Origin of the sequence: Xenorhabdus beddingii, from assembly GCF_002127545.1 — a bacterium.
GTDB lineage: Bacteria > Pseudomonadota > Gammaproteobacteria > Enterobacterales > Enterobacteriaceae > Xenorhabdus > Xenorhabdus beddingii.
The window spans coordinates 82453-108410 of the sequence record NZ_MUBK01000013.1 but is presented as its reverse complement, the minus strand read 5'-3'; the positions used below and the strand labels follow the sequence as shown (position 1 = coordinate 108410).

The window sequence follows — 25958 nt, the reverse complement described above, 5'->3', positions numbered from 1 at the left end:
CAGCCTTATCGACGTTGACCCCAAAAACAACTTAACCGCAGATGGTGTCCAAAAATATACCTATACGGCGGTGATTTTAGATCGTAATAACCAGCCTGTACGCAATGAAAAAATTAACCATGTAATATGGGATACCAATAAAAAGGGAATTGCCGGACTTAATTTGAAGTGGGAACCCATAACAGATAACGACGGGAAACTCACGGCAAGTTTAACCAGTACGGAGCCGGTAACGAATATCACGGTTTCACTCACGATTGAAAACCAAAAAGCGGTAGAGGTAAAACAGGCGGTATCGTTCGAACCGGAACAGCTATCGCCAATAACCGTTTCACCACCCAGCCCGATATTAGTGAATAATACTTATACCCTGAAAGTGAAAGTGAAAGATACCACGGGTAAAAATCCAGAACCTAATAAGAAGGTTAACTGGACGATAAAAGACCCGGCCCAGAAAGGCGTGACACTGACCCCAACCAGCGGCACAACCGATGCCAGCGGTGACGCCACCACAACATTGACGAGTACCCAAGCTCAGAAGGTCACCGTAGTGGCTTCAGTGGAAGGAATTAAAACACCGCAGTCTGTGGATGTGGAATTCCATTGGCCAACGATTCAGAAAATAGAGTTAACACAAAAGAATGGCACCGTTCTTCCCGGTGGAAAATATGACCTTACCGCAACGATATCAGGTACTTCGGCGGATAGTATTGACCACTATAAGGGTAAATTTGAATGGCAGCTTGAAAGCCCAACCAATCAAGGACTCGCTTTGTCGCCGGCCGGAGCCGTGTCTGTTGAACCCGGTGGAATAGTAAAGGCGAAATTGACAAGTCCAGCGGGTAACCCCCCCGTTACAGGTGCGAAAGTCTGTCTGAATGTTGTGGGTGCCCCTGCTGTTGGAAAACCGTTGTCGCCAGCGCAATGTATAGATCCTGTGAATTTTGCATCTCCGCCGGTGGAGTTCGATATTGTCAGTGTTGAAGTGACAAATTTTGATAAAGATAAGCCATTACAAGGTGATGGATTATCGGCGTATCGCTATAAAGCATTGATTGTCAAAAAAGGTACAACAGAACCGATTACCCATCACACATTCAGCGGTGTGAATTGGGTTCATGATCATGACAAAATTGCAGAATCAAAGCTCCCTCCGCCTGAAGCCTATTCACCCACAAAAGATGATAAATTTAAAACAGACGGGGCAGGGTACTTATATGCAAGATTGAAGAGCCATGTCGGTGTTGAAAATGTCAAGGTGACATTGAAGATACCGGAACCTGATGGTACAGAAGTGAAACGTGATGTAGTTGATGCAGATAAAGTGGAATTCAGCCCGGTAGTGCAAGATGGAGTGCTGTATGTTTATAATAATAATAATAAAAGTGTATATAAATATTTTGATAATACAAATGGCCAGAGTCATCCGCATACTGTTTTTGAAACGTTACGAGGGGAATTAAGAGCGTCAATAAATTCTGATTCCTTTTCTAGTGATAAAGACGTCGCTGAAATTGTTTATAGCCTGCCACCTGATAGCATTAAATCGCCATATGGCGCTATGATGCTATCATTTGGTGATGGAAATCACGGACCAATACAATTTAACGCGCCGGGAACTGCCATAATAAATGTGACAATAACAAAGAAAAGTGGAGAAATTCAATTGCATAAATATGAAATAACTATTATCAAATTGGCAGCTATGGACAATAATTACGGATATGTTGGTGTAAGTTACGATGTTAGTTGCCAGGACAACATTCCTAATTCTGTCGGTTACCTATATTCAGATAATGAGGTATATAATCCTAAAGAACCTTCAGATCCGTATTCTTTGCATAACGAATGGGGAAATATATATAAATGGGGAGTGTTTGATAATCATCCTGTAAGTATATCCAATGAAGAAGCATTTATAGTGAAAGACTCTGATCCTAATAATAACATTAGGTTCAGAATTTATAATGCTAAAAATAATACTTTTGAAGATCAATCTGAGGGACTTGTTTTATGTTATTTTGCAAATAATGAACAATAACCCATAAGAATACAAAATGGTCATGTAATGTCTCTCGTGATAATAAAAAATTATCAGTCGATAACTTTTTTTCATTGTCTTTTGTTTTTATATACATTTACTATGAGCATGAAAATGGAGTGGTTACAGAGGAGGTGATGTTGAACTTATTATGCCAATTCAATATATTAATATATTTTAAAAAAACCATTTAAGCATTAAATTATTTCCAATTGAAATAAATCGATTTAATCTATTAATCGTAAATTATATCTAAATGTAATTAAATTATGAGGTGATAAGATGCCGGGCAATAATAAAATAGAAGTTTTAATTAATCAAGATGCTAAATTAGTTATCGGAAAGAAGGTTAATGTCACTGTAACATTAAGCTCTGATAAACCTATTGATCCTAACAAAGCCATAACCATAAAAAAAGTCAGTCCAAATATAAAGTTTGACCAAGATATTACTCAGCCTATTAAACTTGTCTACGAAGATCATGAAATTAAAGCATCGGCACAATTGAGTTTTACCGTGCTTGAGAAAGTAGGGACTGTACCTGTACAAAAGGGTGCCAGCATTCATTTTGACGTAGATACTGATGCGACTGCAGGTGGAAGTGGCTTCACTGTTACAACTTTCTCAGATAAAGTTATAGCAGATAATAACAATAAAATGGAAATTTCAATTGCTCAGAAGGCTGATTTAGTCATAGGGCAGAGCGTGATTTTTACAGTAAAATTAAGTTCGGAGAAAATTATTCTTCCAGCAAAAAGTGTAATCATAAAAAATGCCAGTAATAATATAAGATTTGATCAAGATATTACTAAGCCTATTGTTCTTAAATATGGAAGTAATTCACTCTCTGCATCTGCAACATTAAGTTTTACAGTGGAAGATGTTAGTGGTAATCCTGTACAAGAGGGTGACAGTATTCATTTTGACGTACATACTGATGCAGTTACTAGTGAAGGTGATTTTCAATCTTTACCTTTTGCAGGTCAAGCCAATGAGATTGATGTAAATTCATTAGCACTTTTTATTACAAGACCTTATCTGCAAACACCACTTAAAGATAATATTAAGCCATCAGAGAATAATAATTCCACATCAATATATACAACGTTAAAAAGTAAATCTGGAAAAGTGTTAGTCGGTACCCCCGTGTTTATTACGTCAGGGATTCATAATAAAATGGAAGAGTTTTATTTTAAGGATGCCAATAATACAAATGAGATTCTCCTTGAGAAACTTGGGCCTAATAAAGGAATAGCGATAACTTCAGATAGTCATGGATTAGTTAAATTTTATCTTTACCCTAAATTGTCACTGGTGAGTATACTTGATTTAAAAATGGTTATTCCAAATGTATTTGATATCCTTGCTAAAAATATGCTTTATGTGGTTAATTACAGCAACCCAGGCTATATGAATTCTATTGGTATGCCAAGTATTCTTGGTTATGCTTCCGGTAGCTTATCTGCAGATGGGGGAGTACCATATTTTCTCACAGCTGTAAGCAGCTACGATGCCCAATCACCAGGTGATATGATCTTATTTTTTGTTAATGGTATCTTTACCGGTCATATTGTGCCCGTTGATTCCAAAAAAAATAAATTAGATCAGTACGATATTGAACTTCCTTATTCTATCTTTAAACAAGATGAGCTATCTAATTTTTCTTATACTGTGATTAAAGAAAGTGGGCAAGCGTTATATTCTGAACCATTACCGTTGACTTATGTAGGCGGAGTTCCTTATGAAGCGGATACGGAGGCTAAGAGAGAATATGTATCTTGCGTAGTTCATACCAGCCTTGGTGTTGATGCTGATAACATTATACCAGAGGATAATTATATTAGTTATGATTCTATCATGAAATACCCTGGGTACACCCATAATGGGTTATTTATTGAGGTATTACGTTCTAATACCAATACCAATACCAATACCAATACCAATACCAATACCAATACCAATACCAATACTCCTACCCCAGTGATACAACAAGTTCCGTTAAATATAACGGATATTACTTTAAATATGTACATAAATTCACAGAACAAAAATTTTATGACATCTTATACCGCACAATCCACCTTGCATGAAATTGGTGGTAATGGTAATGCAAGTTCTGTTTTTTTTCATATTCCTTATCTGGATATAGTTAATGTAAGAGGAAATGGCAATATCAGTTTTGACTATCAATTTTATCAAGGCGAAGATTTGAAATATAGTGAAATTTGGAATGGATTTATTGAAACCGTTCCGGGTCCAGGTCAAGATAAAGGTCAAGGTAATAGTTAATTTTTTAAGAAAAAGTTAGGGATCATACTGATAAGAATACTCGAATAACTTCATCTTTATAAATGACATTTTAAAATGTAGGGTACACACTTACTCTCCGCACTGCGGAGAGTAAGGAATATTCAGTTTTTCAATGTATAATATTGAGTCGCTGTTTTGTGAGGTTAAAAATAAAACTGTTACAAATAATTTATGTAATAGGATGAACTTAATAGCCATTAATTATAACCATTATTAATTAAATATGAGGTGGTAAAATGTCAGGAAAAAATAATAAAATGGAGATTTCAATTTTACATAACGCTGATCTAATTATAGGTCAGCATGCTAGTTTTGTTGTAAAATTAAGTTCGGATGAAAAAATTCTTCCATTAAAAAACATAATCATAAAAAACCCCAGTGATAATATAAGTTTTAATGTGGTTTCTGCTAAAATTGTCTATGATTCCACTTCAAAAAAAGGTTCTGCAACGTTAAGTTTTACAGTACTGAAAAAAGTGGGTAATAGCTCCATACAAGATGGTTATCCCATTAAATTTGAAGTACATACTGATGCAACTACTAGCGATGGGAGTGGTTTTCAGGCGGTGAGTTTTGCGGGTACTGCGCATGAAATAAATGCAGAGACATTATCGCTGTTTATTGAAAAATCTTATCTGCAAACACCACTTAAAGATAATACCAAACCATCAGAAAATCATAATTTCACATCAATATATACTACGTTAAAAAGTAAATCCGGAAAAGTATTGGTTGGTACTCCCGTATTTATTACGTCAGGAATTCATAATAAAATGGAAGAGTTTGATTTTAAGGATGCGAATCAAAATGAGATTCTCCTTGAGAAACTTGGGCCTAATAAAGGAATAGCGATCACTTCAGATAGTCATGGTTTAGTTAAATTTTATCTTTATCCTAAATTATCACTGGTGAGTATGCTTGAATTAAAAACAGTTATTCCAGATATATTTGATGTTTATGCCAAAAAGACGCTTTATGTGGTTAATTACAGTAATCCAGGTTATATGAATTCTATTGGTGTACCAAATATTCTTGGTTATACTATCGGTAATTTATCTGCTGATGGTGGGGTGCCATATTTTCTCACAGAGGTAAGCAGCTACGATGGCGCATTAGTAGGTGATGTGATTTTGTTTTTTGTTAATGATATCTATACTGGCTATGCTGTGCCTCTCGTGGATATAAAAGCACAGTTGGATCAGTACAGTGTAAAATTGCCTTATTCTATCTTCAAACAAGAAGAACCATCTAATTTTTCTTATACGGTTGTTAAAAGTAGTGGGCACTCGTTATATTCTGAGCCATTACCGTTGACTTATGTAGGCGGTATTCCTTATGAACCTGTTGCAGATGTTAAAAGAGAATTTGAACCTTGTATAGTTCATCCCAGCATTGGCGTTGGTCCAGATAACATATTACAACCCGGTAGGGGGAATTATATTAATTATGACGCCATAATGAGGTATCCTGGATATAAACACAAAGGATTATTTATTGAAATTATACGTTCTAATGATATTAATAAGAATGCAGAGATAAATCCCGTCCCATTAGATATAACAGATATTACTCTGACAATGTATATAAATTCAGACAATAATAGTTTCCAAAAAACTTACACCAAACAAATGTCCTTAGCTGAAATTGGTGGCACTGGTAATCCAGACTCTATTTTTTTTCATATTAAGTATGATGATATCTCTGGTATAGAAGGTCGTGGTTATATATATTTTGACTATCAATTCTATCAAGATAACTTATTGAAATACGGTGTGGCATGGACTTCAAATATTGAAACGGCTGCAGGCCCTGGTGAAACAGGTAATTAATTAACAAAAATAAATATGAGCGCTGATTGTAGCAGCGCTCTTAAATCTAATTTTTATAAAATAAAAAAGGAAATAAAAACATGGCTGGTACAATTGAATTTTCCCTACCTGATAATGGCGATTTAATTATAGGACAAGAATTTTTATTTACAGTAATACTATCATCTAATGAAAATATTGATGACCTTTCCACTATTTCATTTTATAATAACAAAAATATTACTGTACCATTTGGCCCTATCCCCTTAACACTAGATCACAGTAAAAAAACGGCGACAGCAACAATCACTCTTACTGTACCTAACTCTGTAACAGAAAATGAAAATATTTATTTTAGTGTAAAAACATCGTCAACCGGTTTTCCATCTAAAAATTTACAATCCACAGCAAGAACTATTGATTCGGATTCAGTGAGATTACATATTGATAACCCATGTTTAGTTATTCCAATCTCATTTACCGACTCTCAAATTGGCTCTATATTAACTAAAATTCATACAATTTTAAGAGATAAAAATGGAAAATCATTATCAGGAGTACCTGTATTTATAAAATCCAATATCACTAATCAGTTAAAAGAAATAAACATTTACCATGCTGATAAAACCACAAAAATAGAAATTCATGAATTTGATAACCATCAGGGTATTTTCATAAATTCAGATGAAGAAGGAAAGTTGGAATTTTATATTTCCCCGAAAAAAGCAACGTCACCAATTATTCAATTATCTTCTACCATACCAAAATCAACCGACTTTAAATTTGCTAATGATCCTATATTTATATTTGTTGATGATTTTAAAGATTATCGGCAACCTTTAAATATAGTAACCGCCATTAACGATAATATAAAGTCAGAAGGCGAAAGTAAATTCTGGGTAGATATGTCACCGTGTGATGATCATAAGTTAGGTGATTTTTTGTTATTTTTTGTTAACGATGAATATAAGTACTACATCAGAATCCTTAGTAATAATGAAAGTGAACCCTGTTTAAAGGCGTTACCTTATTTTATTTTCAAAAAAGATGAACCATCAAAACTATCTTATTTGTTAATTAAACCAAGTGACAATGTAATCGCTAAATCCAGTCCTACTGATGTTATTTATAGAGGAAGAAAAAACCAACCGTGGAATGATATTGATAGAACCTATGAACCTTGTAAGGTTTACTCTAGCTTCAATGTTCCTATTGAACAGGATGGCGGCATTAATAACCAAAAGGTCTCCAATCATGAACACAATCTTGGTGATGCAGGCTTGTTTGTTAAAATAACAGGAACTAATGATAAAACGGATAATACCAAAGTTAAACTGGGTTCAGAAATAATTTTAAATTTATATATTAACTCTAGCACCAGAACAATAACACATAGTTTCAAAGGAAATATGCCATACCAACCCGATAAATCAGGTGGTGAAACAGCTATATTAACATTTGGTATACCCTATGATTTATTGAATAATAACTTAGCTTTTCCATACCATGATGGAGAAATTTACTTTGATTATCAAATCGGAAATGATAATGATATTGACGTGACATATGGAGGTATCTGGTCAGGGCATATTGTTGTGTTCTAAGTGCCTTTTTATAATAGTGATACATTACATTTATGAAGAGCCCTAACTCCCAGTATAGCGGGAGTTAGGGAGTGTTCTACAATTTTGAGATGTCATTTAAAATTATTTTATTAGAGAGGTTTTTATGAGTGTTCTGGATACAAATCTTCTACCGGCACCTCAGTTCCCTCAGGATTATGGGAATGGTAAAATTAATATTTCTGATGTCAGAGCTATGGGTAGTCAATATATATTGATGCAGGTGGATAAATATGATAAGGCAGAGGTGGAAGATAAAATAGAAGGCGTTATTTATCTAAAAAATGACACAAATACCAAGGTGAAAAGTGTTCCTTATACGATTACACCAGATAAGCTCAAACGGAATTATCATCTTCTATTGTTTCATGTTAGCGAGATAGAGGTATCTGGTTTATACGAAGCTGAATATACGGTAACAGAATTAATTAATAATCAACGTTACTCATTAAAATCAAACATCACTTTTACAGGATCTTGTAATATGAATACATCTGGCAATGAAGTAATATTTCTTGATGCTAAAAACTCTACACTGGATTTACGCACAATAAAGTCTGAAGGGGCTATTAAGATTAGGGCGAAATTTACAGGATTAGTAGATTATGACAATATGGTTATTACCATTGAATCTTTGAAAAAAGACGGCTCGGAATTGAAATCTTTGTCCTCTGCAAGCCTACCATTGCTTCCTAAAGATATACAGAATGGTTATAAGGATTATGACTTTTCTATAAATAAATTTGACTTTATTGAAGCCGATTCTTTTATTGCAAATTTTTCCATTACGAATAAACAGATAATCTCTGATTATACTCAGGTTACACTATTAGAAGATTTGGATACGATTAATGTTAAAGTACAAACAACTAAAAACATTGCTGGTAGGATTAATAAATTTCCTGATATAAAACCGCTTTTATCCGCCATAATTTATACGGAACCTAATAACAAATTAAATGCGCAGCTAACAAATGCTTATTTTAATAATGGTATCACCAATACCGAAATAACTACAAATGATAAAGGTGTAGGGTATCTATATATCTATAGTGATGACATTACCAAAAACAGTGTCTTAAGCCTTAACTATGATAATCCGGTTATTGCCTATAATGTTCCCTTGAGTTTTGCGAATTGGAAGTCATCTTCAGACGGAATGATATCTTATACCTATAGTTCTTATGGTGTCGCAGACGGGATCTGTGAGTGTGAACTTCTTATTCAATTTACCTTAAAAAAACCTGCTGTTACCGGGATTACCGTCAGTTTTGATAGTACTGATATTATGATTAACAATGGAGGTCATATTTTAGAAATAACCCATCCTGATGTTAATAATATATTGGTTTATAAATTGAAAACTAAGAAAGCGGTTCGCTCTAATTTTACGGTAAGTGTGACCGGTGTTTCCATGGACCCAATTAATAACACTATTGTTTTTATTGACCCTCTTACATTTTAAGTGAGGCTATATGAGTATTAACGTGATATTTTCTCAATCTGATACCACCTATCAAGAAAGACCGGCGACTAACATTCAGTTTTTAGTGCGCGAAGGAAACATAAATCTAGGTAATGTCGTTTTAAATCTTGAATGCTCATTAGGCAGCTTTATTGTCAATGGTCAGGATATAGGGCAAACGACATTTCAAACTTCCACAGATAGTTCAGGAATGTGTACTGTTTTGATTGCAGGTTCGAGTGCTGGAGGGGATGGACAGTTGACCATCACTCTTCATGAAAGCGGTCAACAAATTGGTGTACAATCCTACCATTTTAAGGCCGTGGCAAATTATACGCTGAACTTTAAGGTCATTCATGATAATGCGATGGCTGATGGTGTGCAGAGTAATAAGGTCAGGGCGATCCTCACAGGAACAGGTTCAGGGGCAAATATTGCTAATCGCAATCTAAAGCTGAACGTTACAGACTCAGCATCTTTTGAGAAAGGTAGTGCAATTAAGGCTACCACGGTTACCACTGATACATCAGGAATGGTCAGTTTTGAACTCTATGACACAAATAAAGATGGGGAAGCTGTAACACTCACGGGGATGTTAGATACCGACCAAGCCGTTAATGCAACAACACCAGTCCATTTTCAGCTTAATCTGGATTGTGAAACGTCTCCTCCCAGCGATGGCATCTACATTAGATCAATATTTACCTATTCCATCAATAATCAACTGTATCTTTTGCGCCAGCGTCAATGTGATCATCTGGTGACGGTGCACCAGCTTCTCTCAGGTGGAAAAATGGGAGAGCAAACATCCACTGGACAGAAATGGACACATTTTTATGATTTACTCTTTCCTTTTGTTCTTGGGAAAGAACAATATATTTTCGGACTGGCGAAAAATCTTATCAATACATCACAAGTTACGTATAAATCCTATTGGATGATCGCGAAACTGGATGAAAAAGGACATAAAGAAATCATAGATAGTGGATATTGGGATAACTCTTATGATGTAGGTTTTGCATATGCAAATAGAGGTAATCAATTTATTTACCTTCATAGTAAAGATAAAAGTAGTAGTGGGGGGTATCCTTATATTATACAGAATATCCATCCGAATGGAAAAATAGGTATAATAACAGATAATGGTCATCGGGATGATTTTTATGAAGCTACATTTTCCTTTTCAATAAAAGAGAAGGTATATATTTATGGTCAAACACGTGTTAATAACGCTTTTTTTATCTATGAATTGGATACGTATGGAACTATAGGTAAGTTGACAGGATCTGGTAATTATGACGATTATTTTGATTGTCAGTTTTCATATTCATTTCGTGATGAACATTTTCGCTCAGGCCAAAAATATAGTAATAATCAATGGTTTATTTCTCGTATGAATAAAGAGGGAACGTTGGAGCGTTCTGAGCGTTCTATGACTCACGGGATGTGGGATACTATTTATCAATATCAAGTTCCATTTCTTATTGATAATGAACAATACTTCATCAGGCAGAATCAGAGTAAAGATCATTGGTATATTAGAGAGCTTGGGATTAATGGTGATATGATGGACAGTGACACAGATTCTAATAATAATCACTAGGAAATATTCATGTTTTATCCAGCCCGTATGAGTGGCTACATTATCATAAACACCAATACCAATACACAGACGTAATTTTATCTGAACCCATCGTATTTTTATTCTGCATGAATGATGATAAAATTGGGAAAAATAGCAAATAAGGTAGATTACAATAAGGGGCATATAATGCCCCTTGTCATTTGTCCTGATGAATAACCCATTATTCAACTTCAAGTATGCGGCAGGTATTGGTGCTGCCAATGGTTCTCATTTGATCGCCCTGAGTCACCAGTACTAAATCTCCAGAGGTGAGGTAGCCTCTATCGCGTAGGCGGGTAACTGCTTCGCTTGCCGCCGCGATCCCGTCAGTGTGTGTGCTGCAATAAACCGGGGTGACACCACGATAAAGCGCGGTACGGTTTAAAGTCGGTTCATGGCGTGACATGGAGAAAATAGGCAGGCCAGAGCTGATGCGGGACATCATGCGAGCCGTGCGTCCTGATTCCGTCATGGCAATAATGGCTTTGACCCCCTTCAGGTGATTGGCGGCATACATGGTAGACATGGAAATCACTTCTTCGATGCTATCGAAGGTAATATCCAGCCGATGTTTGGAAATATTGATGCTCGGCATCTTTTCCGCCCCCAAACAGACTTGCGCCATGGCTGCAACGGTTTCCGCCGGGTATTGACCCGCCGCTGTTTCGGCTGAAAGCATAACCGCATCCGTGCCATCCAGCACTGCGTTGGCAACGTCCATAACTTCAGCGCGGGTCGGCATTGGGTTAGTGATCATGGATTCCATCATTTGTGTGGCGGTAATTACGACACGATTCAGTTGTCGGGCGCGGCGGATCAGCTTCTTCTGTACACCGACCAGCTCAGGATCGCCGATTTCAACCCCAAGATCACCGCGAGCAACCATAACAACATCCGCCGCCAAAATGATTTCATCAATAATTTCGTCACTGCTGACGGCTTCCGCCCGCTCAACTTTGGCAACGATTTGGGTTTCACAGCCTGCATCGCGTGCGAGGCGGCGGGCATAATTCAGATCTTCACCTGAACGAGGGAAAGAAACCGCCAGGTAATCCACCCCAATTTTGGCGGCGGTAATAATATCTTCTTTGTCTTTTGCCGTCAGTGCTTCGGCTGATAATCCGCCACCCAGTTTATTGATGCCTTTATTGTTAGAGAGTGGGCCTCCTACCGTGACTTGCGTGAATACTTTCATGCCCTGAACATCCAGAACCTTCAATTGTACTCGTCCATCATCCAGTAGCAGGATATTACCGGCCGTGACATCAGACGGTAGACCTTTATAGTCAATACCGACTTTTTCTTTATCTCCTTCTCCTTTGCCCAAATTGGCATCCAGCAGGAATTTATCCCCAATATTGAGGAAGATTTTTCCTTCTTTGAACGTGGATATGCGGATTTTGGGGCCTTGAAGATCACCGAGGATAGCAACGTGGCAGCCTAAACGAGCAGCAATTTCGCGCACTTTATTGGCACGTTGGATATGATCTTCCGCAGTACCATGAGAAAAATTAAGGCGGACGACATTGGCGCCCGCGTTGATAACTTTTTCTAGATTGTTGTCACGATCTGTAGCCGGGCCAAGTGTAGTGACGATTTTTGTTCTTCTGAGCCGTTTGGACATGTATTACTCCGTTGACCTGTGAAGTTTCGGTTACTGTAGAATAACCATTAATTTACTGACTATTAACCCCATACTGCGAATATGCAGATGAGGGAAAGTCTACCTATGCTATCAGTCTGGAGAGTTGATAAATAGTGAACAAAAACACAGTCTATTTTCTGGTTTATTCATGCTTATCAAACCGCGAATTGCGCAATGCTTCCTTGACCCTCTTCAAGTTATCCCTGAATTTTGAGCCTCGACGCAGTGTAAAACCGGTTGCCAGCACATCTATGATGGTAAGTTGAGCAATTCTTGAGACCATCGGCATATAGATATCTGTATCTTCAGGAACGTCCAGCAGAATGGAGAGGGTCGCTTCGTATGCCAACGGGGAGCCGGTAGAGGTAATGGCGATCACCGTTGCATCATTCTCGCGGGCCAGTTTAGCGATTTCCACCAGGTTTTTTGTTCTTCCGGTATGGGAAATCAGTACAACCACATCGCCGTCGGTACTGTTAATGCAGCTCATGCGTTGCATCACAATATCGTCAAAATAGGTCACCGGAATATTGAAGCGAAAAAACTTGTTCATGGCATCATGGGCGACAGCGGCTGAGGCCCCCAAGCCGAAAAAAGAGAGTTTTCTGGCCTGTGTCAGCAGATCAACCGCCCGGTTCATTACCGCAATATCCAGATTACTTTTGACCGTTTCCAGATTCGCCATAACAGATTCGAAAATTTTATGAGTATAAGAGGTGACGCTGTCACTTTCTTCTACGTTACGATTGACATAAGGTGTGCCATTGGCAAGGCTTTGTGCCAGATGCAGTTTAAAATCAGGAAATCCTTTGGTATCCAGGCGACGACAAAAACGATTAACCGTAGGTTCGCTCACATTCGCCATTTTAGCCAGAGTGGCGATACTTGAATGGATGGCAGTCTGTGGTGAAGCAAGAATGACCTGCGCAACCTTTTTCTCTGACTTACTCAAAACATCAAGACTATTTTGGAGCCGTTCCAGTATGTTCATAAAACGCGGTTTAACCTCGGTTTTAACGATTTCATTAACAGGAGAAATCTATGTCATTTTGGTGAAAATATACTACTTGTTATTGCACGCTGGCAGTGGCAATAACCGGATAACAGGCGATTTTTCATGAAAGTATGACCAGTGTCTAACTTTCAACTTAGTAATATTACTTCGTAAACGTTAGAAACTTACAGTTTCTTGCCACTAGTAGCGACAAATTTTGACCAATAAACGTTGCATGAAGAAAATTTGAATCGTTTTTTTTCAACGGATCCTATATTGCAGTCAAACGGCAATTTAAAAGACGCAGGGTGTATACGAATAATCAATGTTTACTGCTTATAACCAAAAGAGTACATTACTCGCAGGTTCTGTAAAAAAATTACAATATCCCGTAATTGAGGAGATGCAACAATGGCGGTGACGTCTACAGCTCAGGCTTGTGATTTGGTAATTTTTGGGGCTAAAGGAGACTTAGCACGCCGGAAATTAATGCCTTCCCTTTACCAGTTAGAAAAAGCGGGTTATATCCATCCTGATACCCGCATTATTGGTGTCGGTCGGGCCGACTGGGATAAAAAAGCCTATACCAAAGTCGTTGAAGAAGCGTTGACGACATTTATGTCCGAGAAACTGGATACTGAATTGTGGAAGAAACTGAGTTCACGTCTGGAATTCTGTAATTTGGACGTTAATGAGACAGAACATTTCACCGAATTGGCAAAAGTACTTAATAAGGATAACTTGCCGGCCATCCATTATTTTGCCATGCCGCCAAATACCTTTGGCTCAGTATGTCACGGGTTGGGGGTTGCGGGACTGAATAAGGAGCCCAATCGCGTGGTGATGGAAAAGCCGCTGGGCACAGATCTCGCTTCTTCCAAAGCCATCAATGATGAAGTTGCAAAATATTTCAATGAAAGTCAAATTTATCGCATTGACCATTACTTGGGTAAAGAAACTGTATTGAACCTGTTGGCCCTGCGTTTTGCCAACTCCCTTTTCGTCAATAACTGGGATCACCGCACGATTGATCATGTGCAAATCACTGTTGCAGAAGAAGTCGGCATTGAGGGGCGCTGGGGGTATTTTGATCAGGCAGGGCAGATGCGTGACATGATCCAGAATCATCTCCTGCAAATTCTGACAATGATTGCCATGTCTCCACCTGCTGACCTGACGGCCGATCGCATTCGTGACGAGAAAGTGAAAGTGTTGCGTTCATTGCGTCGGATTGATCAGACGAACGTGCGGGAGAAAACGGTTCGCGGGCAATATACTGCCGGTTTTGTGCATGGCAAGAAAGTGCCCGGTTATCTGGAAGAAGAGGGGGCGAATAAGGTCAGTAAAACGGAAACGTTTGTATCGATTCGTGTTGATATTGATGACTGGCGCTGGTCTGGCGTCCCTTTCTACTTGAGAACAGGGAAACGTTTGCCGGCTAAATGCTCTGAGGTTGTCGTCTATTTCAAACAGCCTCCGCTGAACCTGTTTGCTGAGTCTTACCAACAATTACCACAGAACAAATTGACTATCCGTTTGCAGCCAGATGAAGGCATTGATATCGAGGTATTGAATAAAGCGCCGGGATTAGAACATAAACACCGTTTGCAAACGACCAAATTGGATCTGAGTTTTTCTGAAACCTTCAATCAAACGCATCTTGCTGATGCTTATGAAAGATTGTTGTTGGAAGCTATGCGTGGCATTCAGGCATTATTCGTCCGTCGTGATGAAGTGGAAGAAGCATGGAAGTGGGTGGATTCCATTATGGAAGCGTGGGCGGCGGATAATGAACCCCCGAAGCCTTATCAGGCGGGCACTTGGGGACCCGTGGCCTCTATCGCCATGATTACCCGCGATGGGCGTTCGTGGAATGAGTTTGAATAACGAGGTGTTATTTGGGTTGTCCTGAATTCACTCATTAAAGTCACAGCCGGGCTTAATGTCCGGCTGATGTTGTTTCATGTGATACGGCATAATCTATCCCACTGTTTAAAACCAAAAACTATCAACAAATACAAATCATTGCTTTTTATTTTAAGCTATGATAGAAATATTCCTTCATTAACGCCACCAATATGAGGGTTCTTAGTCTATTGCACAGTTGTTATCGTGTGATGAAAGAATGAAAAAATCATGAATAGCGCCAAAAGCGTCAACATTCAACATAGTAATAAAATTCAACGTTGTACCCACGTTTTTTTCCTTTCAGCTATCTTATCCAGTGAGCACTATTGGTGCGGCGCTCTTTAGTGCCTTCTCCTGTTAACCGGTTCTTCACCGGTCATTCTTATTTGCCAAAATATTTCGCTAAGACGTCAGTTTGATTCTGACATTATCTCATTGTATTTGCAGCCGTTTCTGTTGGCATTTATAGCTTGATATCTTGGCATGCTTATCAGTATGTTCAGGAGAAAAAAAAATGATTTATTGGATATTTCTTGCACTGGCGATTGTGGCAGAAGTGACAGGCACTCTGTCAATGAAACACGCCAGCGTTTCGGGTGATTTTACCGGTATGATCGTGATGTACACCATGATCACAACGTCTTATATTTTGCTGGCAATTGCCGTGAAAAAAGTGGCATTGGGCGTGGCTTATGCCTTATGGGAAGGTATTGGTATCCTGTTTATCACGACTTTTAGTGTCGTGTGGTTCAACGAATCTCTGTCATTGATGAAAATGGCTGGATTGGTATTGCTGATGGCAGGCATTGCTTTGATCAAAATAGGGTCGAAAAAAGCATCAGGCAGCTCTTCAAACAATTCCTCAAGTAAATCCTCAAATAATGTCTCAAACAATGCCTTAAACAAGCAAATGAAGGAGGCATAATATGTTGACTCAATTTGAATGGTGGCATGGCGCGTTTCTGGTACTGGCGGTTGTTTTGGAAATTGTGGCGAACATTTTATTGAAATTATCCAATGGCTTTCAGCGCTTTTGGATCGGTGTTTTATCTCTGGTCGCTGTTTTGGGCGCATTCAGTGCGTTGGCTCAGGCCGTGAAAGGCATTGAGCTTTCTATTGCTTATGCTCTGTGGGGAGCATTTGGCATTATTGCTACAGTCGCCGCAGGCTGGATAATGTTTAATCAACGACTGAATTTTAAGGGATGGGGCGGTATTGTATTGCTATTGATTGGCATGCTTATGATTAAGATGGCTTAATTTTTGCGTCCCATACCTTAAACTTCATTTTATACATGCATTTCCATCAGGGCATTGAGCGAGTCATCGCTCGTTCAATGCTCTGTTTTTTCAGATGAATACAGATTATAAAGCGGCGATAATTTTGATTTCTACTTTATACTTTGGGTTCATCAATGCAGCCTGAACGGTACAGCGGACAGGAGCGCTTCCGGCAACCACCCAGGCATCCCAGGCAGCATTCATGCCGGCAAAATCAGCCTTGTCCGCCAGAAAAATGGTAGCATCCAAGATCTTACTCTTATCTGACCCAAGACGATGTAACAAGGTATCAATGGCTGTCAGTGTATCGGTGGTTTGCTCTGTAATATCGCCATCCAGCTTTTCGGGTACGCTGGTATAATAAATGGTGTCATTGTGAACGACCGCTTCTGACCAACGAGTATCTGGATCAATGCGTTTAATAGTCATTAAATCTCCTGTTAATTCATACAGTTTTTTGCTGAACCGGGTGGTTATTACAACTCAGTATTGGCATAATTCTGCCACATTTTATTGAAAGAGACAGTTCGTGTCAGACGATTTTGCGAAAAATGGCATACTTGCCAAAGCCATAACGGGTTTTAAGCCGCGTGATGCCCAGCGAGAAATGTCTTCAGCTATTGCGATGGCAATCGAAAAACAACAGCAATTGGTTGTGGAGGCAGGAACGGGAACCGGTAAAACATTTGCTTATTTAGTGCCTGCTTTGCGTTCCGGCAAGAAAGTGATCATTTCTACTGGCTCCAAGGCATTGCAGGATCAGCTCTACAATCGGGATCTGCCTACCATTGTTGATGCTTTGGAATTTACGGGGCATTTGGCGCTGTTAAAAGGGCGTGCAAATTACTTATGTCTTGAGCGCCTGGAACAACAGTCAGTCGGCAATTCGCAATTGGAGGCTGAAATATTGGCGGATGTGATCAAGCTGAGACACTGGTCAGCCCATACGGATGAGGGGGATATCAGTACTTGCCACCAAGTAGCGGAAGACAGCACTGTCTGGCCATTGGTCACCAGTACGAATGATAATTGTCTTGGCAGTGATTGTCCTCGCTATCAGGAATGTTTCGTCCTTAAAGCCCGTCGCAAAGCCATGGAAGCAGATGTGGTGATCGTGAATCACCATTTATTTATGGCGGATATGGTGGTTAAGGATACCGGGTTTGGCGAGTTAATCCCGCGAGCCGATGTGGTCATTTTCGACGAGGCGCACCAAATTCCCGATATTGCCAGCCAGTATTTTGGCCAGCAGTTAAGTAGCCGCCAATTGATGGATCTCTCAAGGGATATCATTATGGCTTATCGGACTGAAGTCCGGGATCAGGCCCAACTACAAAAAAGTGCAGACCGCCTCAGCCAAAGTGCGCAGGATTTTCGTTTATCGTTGGGAGAAAACAGCTATCGGGGCAACCTCCGTGAAGCCCTGCAGCAGCAACAAGTTCAGCGGTCACTTGTGCGGTTGGATGATGCCCTGGAGCTTTGTTATGACGTGATGAAGCTCTCTTTAGGACGTTCAGCTATGCTGGATGCGGCGTTTGAACGGGCCACTGTTTATCGTAATCGCCTTAAACGTCTTATTGACGTCAGCATTCCTAATTTCAGCTACTGGTTCGAAAGTTATGGCCGGCATTTTTTGCTGGCATTAACGCCATTATCTGTTTCAGATAAATTCAGTGAAATGCTCCGGGAGCAATCCGGTTGTTGGATTTTTACGTCAGCAACCCTGTCGGTTAATGAACAGCTTGATCATTTCACAGAACGTTTGGGGTTGAAACAGGCTCAGACGCTGCTTCTGCCCAGCCCGTTTGATTATCAGCGTCAGATGTTACTGTGTGTTCCCCGTCATTTACCATCACCTAATCAGCAGGGTGGAGCAAAGTGGTTGGCACGTATGTTAAAGCCGCTGATTGAAAGCAATAAAGGCCGCTGCTTTTTCCTCTGTACCTCCCATCAAATGATGCGCAGCCTGGCGGAAGAGTTCCGTGCCAGTATGACATTACCGGTATTGGTACAGGGAGAAACGAGCAAGGGGCAATTGTTGTCTCAATTCATCTCCGCAGGTAATGCCTTGCTGGTAGCGACGGGTAGCTTTTGGGAAGGGGTGGATGTCCGTGGTGATGCACTGTCCTGTGTCATTATTGATAAATTACCCTTTACGGCGCCGGATGATCCGCTACTGAAAGCCCGCATTGAAGATTGTCAGCTTAAGGGCGGAGATGCGTTTAATGAAGTCCAGCTTCCCGATGCGGTAATCAGTTTGAAGCAAGGGGTCGGGCGCTTGATTCGCGATATTGATGATTATGGCGTTGTGGTTATTTGTGATAACCGGTTGGTGATGCGCCCATATGGCGAGGTATTTCTTAACAGCCTGCCGCCTGCGCTTCGTACCCGTGATTTATCAAAAGCAGTGGCATTTCTGAAATCACACCCATCACAGCCCGAGTAAAATTGTTGGGGTTATGGGGGTTATGGTAATTATGGTAGTATAGCCCCCTTGTTTCGAATACTTTTCTTGCCGGAGTTAAGGCATGTCCACGCGAATTTTAGCTATTGATACTGCAACCGAAGCCTGTTCTGTTGCACTTTGGAATGAAGGTGTCGTAGAGGCACAGTTTGAGATTTCCCCACGCGAGCACACTCAACGTATTTTACCGATGGTTCAAAATGTATTATCGAAAGGCAACGTGAGTCTGCAACAACTGAATGTACTGGCATTTGGTCGTGGGCCGGGTAGTTTTACGGGGGTGCGGATTGGTGTCGGTATTGCCCAGGGGCTGGCATTGGGCGCTGAATTGCCGATGCTGGGTATTTCTTCTCTGAAAACGATGGCACAAGGTGCCTTTCGCCTAAAAGGGGCGACAAACGTTCTGGTTGCCATTGATGCGCGCATGGGGGAGATCTATTGGGGGCAATACAGCCGTAATTTACAGGGTGAATGGCAAGGTGATGAAACAGAAGCAGTTTTGAAACCTGAACAAGCACAAGAGATGATGAGTTCCTTGTCTGGTGAATGGGCCATTGCTGGAACGGGATGGGAAGCCTATCCTCAATTATTGGATAGCCATTTAACACTGGTAACCAGTGATATTACCTTGCCTCATGCGGAAGATATGTTGCCACTGGCGATCCAGATGTGGGAAGCAGGAGAAGCGACGTTGGTTGAACATGCTGAACCTGTTTACTTACGTAATGAAGTCACATGGAAAAAATTACCCGGTCGTTAAATAAATTCTGTCTGAAATCCATTGATTATAGTTTGTTTGGTTTATAGCTAGTTTAATTGTAGTTAGTATGATCAAATTTCACAGGGTTACCCTGATTATAGCCATTTGGAATATATAGTGTGGACTTAGACCAAAAAGTAGTAAATCAATGTATAATCAACATATTATAAATCCAGAGGTTAATCAAGGAATTAACTTATTGATAAATAAATAAAAATAGCATAGGCGGCAGAAGCTGCCTTATTTTTTGCCGCAATTGATTGTATTAATTTAGTGATGTGCATCGCCAACCTGAACATTGTTTCTTTTCAAACTGGTACGCTGAGTTAATAATTTGTTAAATATACAGGTCTGGTTTGTTTTATGGTCAGTGGTGACACCGCAATTAGATTTCAGGAGTATTCAACTTGGAAAAAGTCTGGCTAAAACATTATCCGGCAGATGTTCCGGCAGAGATCGATCCCGACCGTTATTCGTCGTTGATTGAAATGTTTGAGAATGCTGTGGCGCGTTATGCCGATCAAGTCGCATTTATCAATATGGGCGAGGTGATGACTTTCCGTAAACTGGAAGAGCGTAGCCGTGCCTTTGCTGCTTATTTACAGAATGGATTAGGGCTGAAAAAAGGCGATCGTGTGGCATTGATGATGCCGAATCTGCTGCAATATCCCGTTGCCCTGTTTGGCATTTTGCGGGCAGGGATGATAGTCGTCAATGTCAATCCGCTCTATACCCCACGTGAATTGGAACATCAGCTTAATGATAGTGGAACATCTGCTATTGTTATCGTTTCAAACTTTGCTCATACCCTAGAAAAAGTTGTCTTCAACACCAAAGTCAAACACGTTATTTTAACGCGTATGGGCGACCAACTCTCTCGTCCAAAAGGAACCTTGGTTGATTTTGTCGTCAAATATGTTAAGCGGCTTGTGCCAAAATATCATTTACCTGATGCCATCTCATTCCGTAGCGCCATGCACAAAGGCTACCGTATGCAGTATGTCAAACCGGATGTGCAAGGTGAAGATTTGGCATTCCTGCAATATACGGGGGGAACGACAGGCGTGGCAAAAGGTGCGATGCTGACTCACCGTAACATGCTGGCAAACCTCGAACAGGCCAAAGCCTGTTATTCTCCGTTATTGGGGGTAGGGCAGGAGTTAGTTGTCACTGCATTGCCGTTATACCATATCTTTGCTTTGACGATAAACTGCCTGTTCTTTATTGAACTGGGCGGGCAAAATCTGTTGATTACCAACCCCCGTGACATACATGGCACGGTCAAAGAACTATCGCGTTATCGCTTCACTGCGCTATCAGGTGTTAATACGCTATTCAATGCCTGGTTGAATAACCCGGAATTCCAGAAGCTGAACTTCTCCTCATTACGCTTATCTGTTGGTGGCGGCATGGCGGTACAAAGGGTGGTGGCCGAAAAATGGCAGAACCTGACTGGCCGTCACCTATTGGAAGGTTATGGGCTGACCGAATGTTCCCCGTTGGTTTCAGCTAACCCCCATAATTTGACTTATTACAGTGGCAGCATTGGTTTCCCTGTTGCTTCAACAGAAATTAAGTTGGTTGGGAATGAGGGGAATGAAGTTTTACCGGGTGAAGCCGGTGAAATGTGGGTGCGTGGGCCACAGGTAATGAAAGGCTACTGGAACCGCTCTGATGCGACGGATGAGGTATTGAAAGACGGCTGGTTGGCAACCGGGGATATTGCCAGCGTAGATGAAAAAGGCTTTTTCCACATTGTTGATCGGAAAAAAGACATGATTTTGGTTTCTGGATTTAATGTCTATCCAAATGAAGTGGAAGATATTGTTTCCTCCCATCCCAAAGTGTTGGAGTCGGCAGCCGTGGGCGTTCCAAATAAAAACTCAGGAGAGACGGTCAAAGTCTTTGTAGTGCGCAAAGATCCCAGTCTGACTGAGGATGAACTTAAAACGCATTGCCGTCGTTACCTGACAGGATATAAGGTGCCGAAACTCATTGAATTCCGCGATGAGTTGCCAAAATCCAATGTAGGTAAAATTCTTCGCAAAGAACTACGCAATGAAGAATTGGCAAAAGTGGATAATGCCGCCACAAATTGAGCAGGTTTATTGCTCTACCCCCCATCAACAGCGCCGGTTTTTTACTGGCGTTGTTGTTTACATCTGAGTTGCTTACATCTGAGTTGCTTACATCTGATGAATGGCTAAGAGAATGATATTTTCAGTTGACTCATCTCTGGTTTATTCCTTATCTAATCACCGGCAGGAATTTTGCGGCTGCGGATAATAACAGAAAGCCTGTCAGGATTGCCATTTTGGGGTTGCAATGGGCTATTGATACGTGCTGTTTCGATACAGGCCATATTTTTATAACCTTCTTGTCCCATATCTTTCATACTACTGGAGAGTGTAGCACCAGGGTTCCAGCACACGACATCGCTATGGTGGTAGTGGTGTATTTCAATTGTTCGTTTCCACTGAGTGTCTCTCAATAAGCTGAAATCGTCGGGTTCCGTATAAATGCGATCCGTTCGTCCCTTGAAAATTAAATCTTCGTGGGCGTATTGTTTTCTGTCTGTAATTTCTCTGTCTGCAACCGTATCAATGAAATGAGCACCCAGCCCACTGACTCGAATTTGACTGATGTCACTGACATTGAAGTAAGAGTGAAGGGCGCTGGTAGCCTGATATTCACCGTGACATTCCAGCTCTATTTCGCAGGTTTCCCCTAATTTAAAACGGGCAATTAACGTGAATTCATGTGGCCATAATTTATGGGTATATGCGTTATCCTGAAGAGTAAATGTCAAAATAACACCGTTTTCATTCTCATAGTGTGCCTTGAGTTCCCAAGGCAATATTCTGGCGAAGCCGTGACTGGGAGCCGCAGATGGGTCAAACCACGGCCAACAGATGGGAATTCCTCCCCGAATTGCAGTACCTGCTTGAAAGGCTGTTTTGTCACTTAACCATAATATTGGTTTTTCGCCACTAGGCTGCCATGTAAGTAAATGTGCTCCCTGAATACTGATCGCACCGCGAGCTTTAGGATGGGACACCACAATCAGAGGGAAGCCATCGATATCCCGTTGACTGATATAAGGAGATATTTGCTCTACAACGGGTAATGAAAAAATTTTATCAAGCATTTGTCATAACCTTATGTAAGTCTGGATAGGTCATTGTGTTGGTACTAGAGCACAAGAATAGCGCAATATTTTTAAAATATAAATTTGGAAATATAAAAAGCCACCCGTAATTGGGTGGCTCTTAAATATGGACAAAGCGCGATTATTTAGAAATATGCGCGATCAGATCCAGAACTTTGTTGGAGTAACCCGTTTCGTTGTCATACCAAGAAACCAGTTTTACAAAGTTGTCGTTCAGGGCGATACCGGCTTTTGCATCAAATACAGAAGTCAGTTTTTCGCCGTTGAAATCAGTAGAAACAACGTCATCTTCAGTGTAGCCCAGAATGCCTTTCAGATCGCCTTCCGCAGCTTCTTTGATTGCGTCACAGATTTCTGCGTAAGTTGCTGGTTTTTCCAGACGAACAGTCAGGTCAACAACAGAAACGTTAGGAGTAGGAACACGGAAAGACATACCGGTCAGTTTGCCGTTCAATTCCGGGATCACTTTACCGACTGCTTTTGCTGCGCCGGTAGAAGATGGGATGATGTTCTGTGCCGCGCCACGGCCGCCACGCCAGTCTTTTGCAGAAGGGCCGTCAACGGTTTTCTGAGTGGCTGTCGTTGCGTGAACAGTCGTCATCAGACCTTCAACAATGCCAAATTTGTCATTGATAACTTTAGCCAGTGGAGCCAGGCAGTTAGTGGTGCAAGATGCGTTAGAAACGATGTCCTGACCTGCATAGGCATTGTGGTTAACACCCATAACGAACATCGGGGTGTTGTCTTTGGATGGGCCAGTCAGAACCACTTTTTTCGCGCCCGCCGCGAGGTGCTTACGTGCCGTTTCGTCAGTCAGGAAGATACCGGTTGCTTCTGCAACAACATCAGCACCGACTTCGTTCCATTTCAGGTTAGCTGGATCTCTTTCAGATGTAACGCGGATGGTTTTGCCGTTAACAACCAACTGACCTTCTTTAACTTCAACAGTACCGTTGAAGCGGCCATGGGTTGAATCGTATTTCAGCATGTAAGCCATGTACTCTGCATCCAACAGATCATTGATAGCAACGATCTCAATGTCTGAACGCTCTTGTGCAGCACGGAAAACAATACGTCCGATACGACCAAAACCGTTAATACCTACTTTGATAGTCATAGTATTCCACCAGCTATGTTTTAGTGAATTAAAAGTTGTTTCTAAAGTTACCAAAATCTTGTCAGCCGTCAAGCGGAATCGTGTCAACAATTGAAAAAGATCAATTTAATAATCACTATCTGAACGCTTGCTATACAACCGGGACAAGCTCTACGCCCCCATTATCGGGGTATAGGGCGATATTGAAAGTTACCATAGGTTAGATATGTGAGACTTATCACAATTAGTAAAGTAAATTGCTATGTTGAATGGGTTAGAATGCATCTTGACATTCTTATGTTGATTTTTTGTTGTTTTCGATGATTTTTTATTGAAAATATTGACCTTAAAAGGTGGTCATTATGACTAAAAGTCAAAATATTTCCCTTGCAGTAGAGCAGCTTAGTGCCATGCAGCGCCACGTTACCCAAGAAGCGGGCACTGAGCCGCCTTTTTCGGGAAAACTGCTGCATAACAGACAAAGCGGTATTTACCATTGCTTGTGTTGTCGGCAGCCATTATTTGTTTCTGAGACTAAATTTGATTCTGGATGTGGATGGCCGAGTTTTTACCAGCCGATCAACGATGAGTCGATTACTTATCTTGATGATTATTCGCATAATATGCACCGAATAGAGGTGCGTTGCAGCCATTGTCGGGCACATTTGGGGCACGTTTTTCCTGATGGACCCAAACCAACAGGAGAACGTTTTTGTATTAATTCAGCCGCACTGCGTTTTATTGCTCAAGAAACGGGTGAAGAAACAGCAGGTTAATGCCATTTTGGCGTGTTTTTAAATTTAAATGACACCATTGGCTTCAGTAATCACATAGAAACGATTCAGCTTTGTGTTGAATAGCACTGTGTTGAATTAAGTACAATCGTGTAATAACTGCAAATAGCCGTTAAGGAATATTGATGAAGTTGGATGATTTACTTTCTGCCATGACACCCGAAATTTATCAGCGATTGGTTCAGGCGGTCGAATTAGGTAAGTGGCAGGATGGCGTACCACTCACGCCAGAACAAAAGGAACATAGCTTACAGGCGGTGATGCTTTGGCAAGCCAGGCATAATCATGATCCTGAACATATGACGATTGGTACGGATGGGCAAATTAGTATAAAAAGCAAACAAGAGTTGAAAGCGACTTTCCAGTCCGAAATACGTGTCATTAATAAACTCTAGTCATCAATGGTCATGCCAAGCGATAGCAGATAGCGGATGCCAATGGGAATGGCGCCCATCTTACAGCCCCGATTTGAATCCTATCGAACTCAAATGGGCCGGAGCAAAAGCGATAAGAAGACGAGAAAGATACTCGGTGGATGAACTGTTTATGGAACATATTGATTGCGCCAAATTATACTGATTCTGCTATATAGCCCAGAACACCGGTGATCCTGTAATGACCAAGGCCAAGTTTGGAGACTGTGGCAGCCTTTGATTCGTCATTGGTGGTAAATGTGCCGTCGGGGAAGATTTGGATGATAGGGGAAGATTGTCGTATATAGCCACTGTTATCACGGTAGCAGTTTTGTCCCAATATCAAAATCTCACGATTGTTAAATGAGACGCCATTTTTCTGTAGTATCAAATGGCAATCTGCCCTGTCATTCCTGATTATCATGTTACTGAGATTCACGCTGCTACCAAAACCCAGATATCCGATTCTGCCCGCGGGTTCAACAAAGGTCATATATATGGTCTCATGATTGGTGATGGTGCATAGTGAGAACAATCCCGCGTTAGAGCTGGTTAATTGCAGATT

General features: G+C 40.6%; 20 protein-coding genes. 14 read left to right on the top strand and 6 right to left on the bottom strand.

Going from position 1 to position 25958, the window contains the following annotated elements; all coding sequences use genetic code 11:
* From Xbed_RS09615 to Xbed_RS09590, 6 genes are all read left to right on the top strand, one after another.
* On the top strand, positions 1-2041 hold a 2041-nt coding region (locus tag Xbed_RS09615), incomplete at its 5' end, for an Ig-like domain-containing protein (RefSeq protein ID WP_139837476.1).
* A gap of 282 nt (positions 2042-2323) precedes the next feature.
* Positions 2324-4330 (top strand): hypothetical protein, encoded by a 2007-nt coding sequence (locus tag Xbed_RS19975; protein WP_086112713.1) that lies wholly within the window; start codon positions 2324-2326, stop codon positions 4328-4330.
* A gap of 257 nt (positions 4331-4587) precedes the next feature.
* Positions 4588-6180, top strand: coding sequence for a hypothetical protein (locus tag Xbed_RS09605; RefSeq protein ID WP_086112712.1), 1593 nt, complete (start codon positions 4588-4590; stop codon positions 6178-6180).
* Positions 6181-6260: 80 nt separating this feature from the next.
* Complete coding sequence (locus tag Xbed_RS09600; protein ID WP_086112711.1) at positions 6261-7763, top strand: hypothetical protein; 1503 nt, start codon at positions 6261-6263, stop codon at positions 7761-7763.
* Between the two features lie 124 nt (positions 7764-7887).
* Positions 7888-9246, top strand: coding sequence for a hypothetical protein (locus tag Xbed_RS09595; RefSeq protein WP_086112710.1), 1359 nt, complete (start codon positions 7888-7890; stop codon positions 9244-9246).
* A gap of 10 nt (positions 9247-9256) precedes the next feature.
* A complete protein-coding gene (locus tag Xbed_RS09590; RefSeq protein ID WP_086112709.1) occupies positions 9257-10849 on the top strand; it encodes an Ig-like domain-containing protein in 1593 nt (530 codons plus the stop codon).
* Positions 10850-11051: 202 nt separating this feature from the next.
* Here Xbed_RS09590 and pyk read toward each other — a convergent pair whose 3' ends face one another.
* Both pyk and Xbed_RS09580 read right to left on the bottom strand, forming a co-directional pair.
* Complete coding sequence (gene pyk, locus Xbed_RS09585) at positions 11052-12494, bottom strand: pyruvate kinase (RefSeq protein ID WP_086112708.1); 1443 nt, start codon at positions 12492-12494, stop codon at positions 11052-11054.
* A 163-nt stretch (positions 12495-12657) separates the two neighbouring features.
* Positions 12658-13506 carry a MurR/RpiR family transcriptional regulator gene (locus tag Xbed_RS09580; RefSeq protein WP_086112707.1) on the bottom strand — a complete coding sequence of 283 codons (849 nt, stop codon included), beginning with the start codon at positions 13504-13506 and terminating at the stop codon, positions 12658-12660.
* A gap of 414 nt (positions 13507-13920) precedes the next feature.
* On the opposite strand from Xbed_RS09580, the gene zwf reads away from it, so the two are divergent.
* From zwf to mdtI, 3 genes are all read left to right on the top strand, one after another.
* Positions 13921-15396 (top strand): glucose-6-phosphate dehydrogenase, encoded by a 1476-nt coding sequence (gene zwf / locus Xbed_RS09575; protein WP_086112706.1) that lies wholly within the window; start codon positions 13921-13923, stop codon positions 15394-15396.
* A gap of 535 nt (positions 15397-15931) precedes the next feature.
* Entirely contained in the window at positions 15932-16342 is a 411-nt protein-coding gene (gene mdtJ / locus Xbed_RS09570) for a multidrug/spermidine efflux SMR transporter subunit MdtJ (protein WP_086112705.1), read from the top strand.
* 1 nt (position 16343) lies between these two features.
* Positions 16344-16676 (top strand): multidrug/spermidine efflux SMR transporter subunit MdtI, encoded by a 333-nt coding sequence (mdtI, locus tag Xbed_RS09565; RefSeq protein WP_086112704.1) that lies wholly within the window; start codon positions 16344-16346, stop codon positions 16674-16676.
* A gap of 105 nt (positions 16677-16781) precedes the next feature.
* Here mdtI and Xbed_RS09560 read toward each other — a convergent pair whose 3' ends face one another.
* Positions 16782-17126, bottom strand: coding sequence for a RidA family protein (locus Xbed_RS09560; RefSeq protein WP_086112703.1), 345 nt, complete (start codon positions 17124-17126; stop codon positions 16782-16784).
* Positions 17127-17226: 100 nt separating this feature from the next.
* On the opposite strand from Xbed_RS09560, the gene yoaA reads away from it, so the two are divergent.
* The 3 genes from yoaA to fadD all read left to right on the top strand — a co-directional run bounded on the left by yoaA (position 17227) and on the right by fadD (position 22020).
* Positions 17227-19143, top strand: coding sequence for a DNA repair helicase YoaA (gene yoaA, locus Xbed_RS09555; RefSeq protein WP_086112702.1), 1917 nt, complete (start codon positions 17227-17229; stop codon positions 19141-19143).
* An 82-nt stretch (positions 19144-19225) separates the two neighbouring features.
* Positions 19226-19921, top strand: a complete 696-nt coding sequence (gene tsaB / locus Xbed_RS09550; RefSeq protein ID WP_086112701.1) for a tRNA (adenosine(37)-N6)-threonylcarbamoyltransferase complex dimerization subunit type 1 TsaB — start codon at positions 19226-19228, stop codon at positions 19919-19921.
* Between the two features lie 407 nt (positions 19922-20328).
* Positions 20329-22020 carry a long-chain-fatty-acid--CoA ligase FadD gene (gene fadD, locus Xbed_RS09545; RefSeq protein WP_086112700.1) on the top strand — a complete coding sequence of 564 codons (1692 nt, stop codon included), beginning with the start codon at positions 20329-20331 and terminating at the stop codon, positions 22018-22020.
* A 152-nt stretch (positions 22021-22172) separates the two neighbouring features.
* On the opposite strand, the gene Xbed_RS09540 is transcribed toward fadD, so the two are convergent.
* Both Xbed_RS09540 and gapA read right to left on the bottom strand, forming a co-directional pair.
* Positions 22173-23069: a D-hexose-6-phosphate mutarotase gene (locus Xbed_RS09540; RefSeq protein WP_086112699.1), complete on the bottom strand. Its 897-nt coding sequence runs from the start codon at positions 23067-23069 to the stop codon at positions 22173-22175.
* A 142-nt stretch (positions 23070-23211) separates the two neighbouring features.
* The gene (gapA, locus tag Xbed_RS09535; protein ID WP_086112698.1) at positions 23212-24207 is read right to left on the bottom strand and encodes a glyceraldehyde-3-phosphate dehydrogenase; all 996 of its coding nucleotides are present in this window, start codon (positions 24205-24207) and stop codon (positions 23212-23214) included.
* A 341-nt stretch (positions 24208-24548) separates the two neighbouring features.
* Here gapA and msrB point away from each other — a divergent pair, with 341 nt between their 5' ends.
* Both msrB and Xbed_RS09525 read left to right on the top strand, forming a co-directional pair.
* Positions 24549-24962 carry a peptide-methionine (R)-S-oxide reductase MsrB gene (gene msrB / locus Xbed_RS09530; RefSeq protein WP_086112697.1) on the top strand — a complete coding sequence of 138 codons (414 nt, stop codon included), beginning with the start codon at positions 24549-24551 and terminating at the stop codon, positions 24960-24962.
* A gap of 143 nt (positions 24963-25105) precedes the next feature.
* On the top strand, positions 25106-25375 hold the full coding sequence (locus Xbed_RS09525; protein WP_086112696.1) for a YeaC family protein: 270 nt from the start codon (positions 25106-25108) through the stop codon (positions 25373-25375).
* A gap of 175 nt (positions 25376-25550) precedes the next feature.
* Here the strand turns inward: Xbed_RS09525 and Xbed_RS09515 are convergent, their stop codons facing one another.
* Positions 25551-25886, bottom strand: coding sequence for a phage tail fiber protein (locus tag Xbed_RS09515; protein WP_086112695.1), 336 nt, complete (start codon positions 25884-25886; stop codon positions 25551-25553).
* Positions 25887-25958 lie beyond the last annotated feature (72 nt).

Excerpts from the sequence above, each read along its gene's own strand:
- Xbed_RS19975 (WP_086112713.1), top strand. The coding sequence starts at position 2,324 with ATGCCGGGCAATAATAAAATAGAAGTTTTAATTAATCAAGATGCTAAA.
- Xbed_RS09605 (WP_086112712.1), top strand. The coding sequence starts at position 4,588 with ATGTCAGGAAAAAATAATAAAATGGAGATTTCAATTTTACATAACGCT.
- Xbed_RS09600 (WP_086112711.1), top strand. The coding sequence starts at position 6,261 with ATGGCTGGTACAATTGAATTTTCCCTACCTGATAATGGCGATTTAATT.
- Xbed_RS09595 (WP_086112710.1), top strand. The coding sequence starts at position 7,888 with ATGAGTGTTCTGGATACAAATCTTCTACCGGCACCTCAGTTCCCTCAG.
- Xbed_RS09590 (WP_086112709.1), top strand. The coding sequence starts at position 9,257 with ATGAGTATTAACGTGATATTTTCTCAATCTGATACCACCTATCAAGAA.
- pyk (WP_086112708.1), bottom strand. The coding sequence starts at position 12,494 with ATGTCCAAACGGCTCAGAAGAACAAAAATCGTCACTACACTTGGCCCG.
- Xbed_RS09580 (WP_086112707.1), bottom strand. The coding sequence starts at position 13,506 with ATGAACATACTGGAACGGCTCCAAAATAGTCTTGATGTTTTGAGTAAG.
- zwf (WP_086112706.1), top strand. The coding sequence starts at position 13,921 with ATGGCGGTGACGTCTACAGCTCAGGCTTGTGATTTGGTAATTTTTGGG.
- mdtJ (WP_086112705.1), top strand. The coding sequence starts at position 15,932 with ATGATTTATTGGATATTTCTTGCACTGGCGATTGTGGCAGAAGTGACA.
- mdtI (WP_086112704.1), top strand. The coding sequence starts at position 16,344 with ATGTTGACTCAATTTGAATGGTGGCATGGCGCGTTTCTGGTACTGGCG.
- Xbed_RS09560 (WP_086112703.1), bottom strand. The coding sequence starts at position 17,126 with ATGACTATTAAACGCATTGATCCAGATACTCGTTGGTCAGAAGCGGTC.
- tsaB (WP_086112701.1), top strand. The coding sequence starts at position 19,226 with ATGTCCACGCGAATTTTAGCTATTGATACTGCAACCGAAGCCTGTTCT.
- Xbed_RS09540 (WP_086112699.1), bottom strand. The coding sequence starts at position 23,069 with ATGCTTGATAAAATTTTTTCATTACCCGTTGTAGAGCAAATATCTCCT.
- gapA (WP_086112698.1), bottom strand. The coding sequence starts at position 24,207 with ATGACTATCAAAGTAGGTATTAACGGTTTTGGTCGTATCGGACGTATT.
- msrB (WP_086112697.1), top strand. The coding sequence starts at position 24,549 with ATGACTAAAAGTCAAAATATTTCCCTTGCAGTAGAGCAGCTTAGTGCC.
- Xbed_RS09525 (WP_086112696.1), top strand. The coding sequence starts at position 25,106 with ATGAAGTTGGATGATTTACTTTCTGCCATGACACCCGAAATTTATCAG.
- Xbed_RS09515 (WP_086112695.1), bottom strand. The coding sequence starts at position 25,886 with ATGACCTTTGTTGAACCCGCGGGCAGAATCGGATATCTGGGTTTTGGT.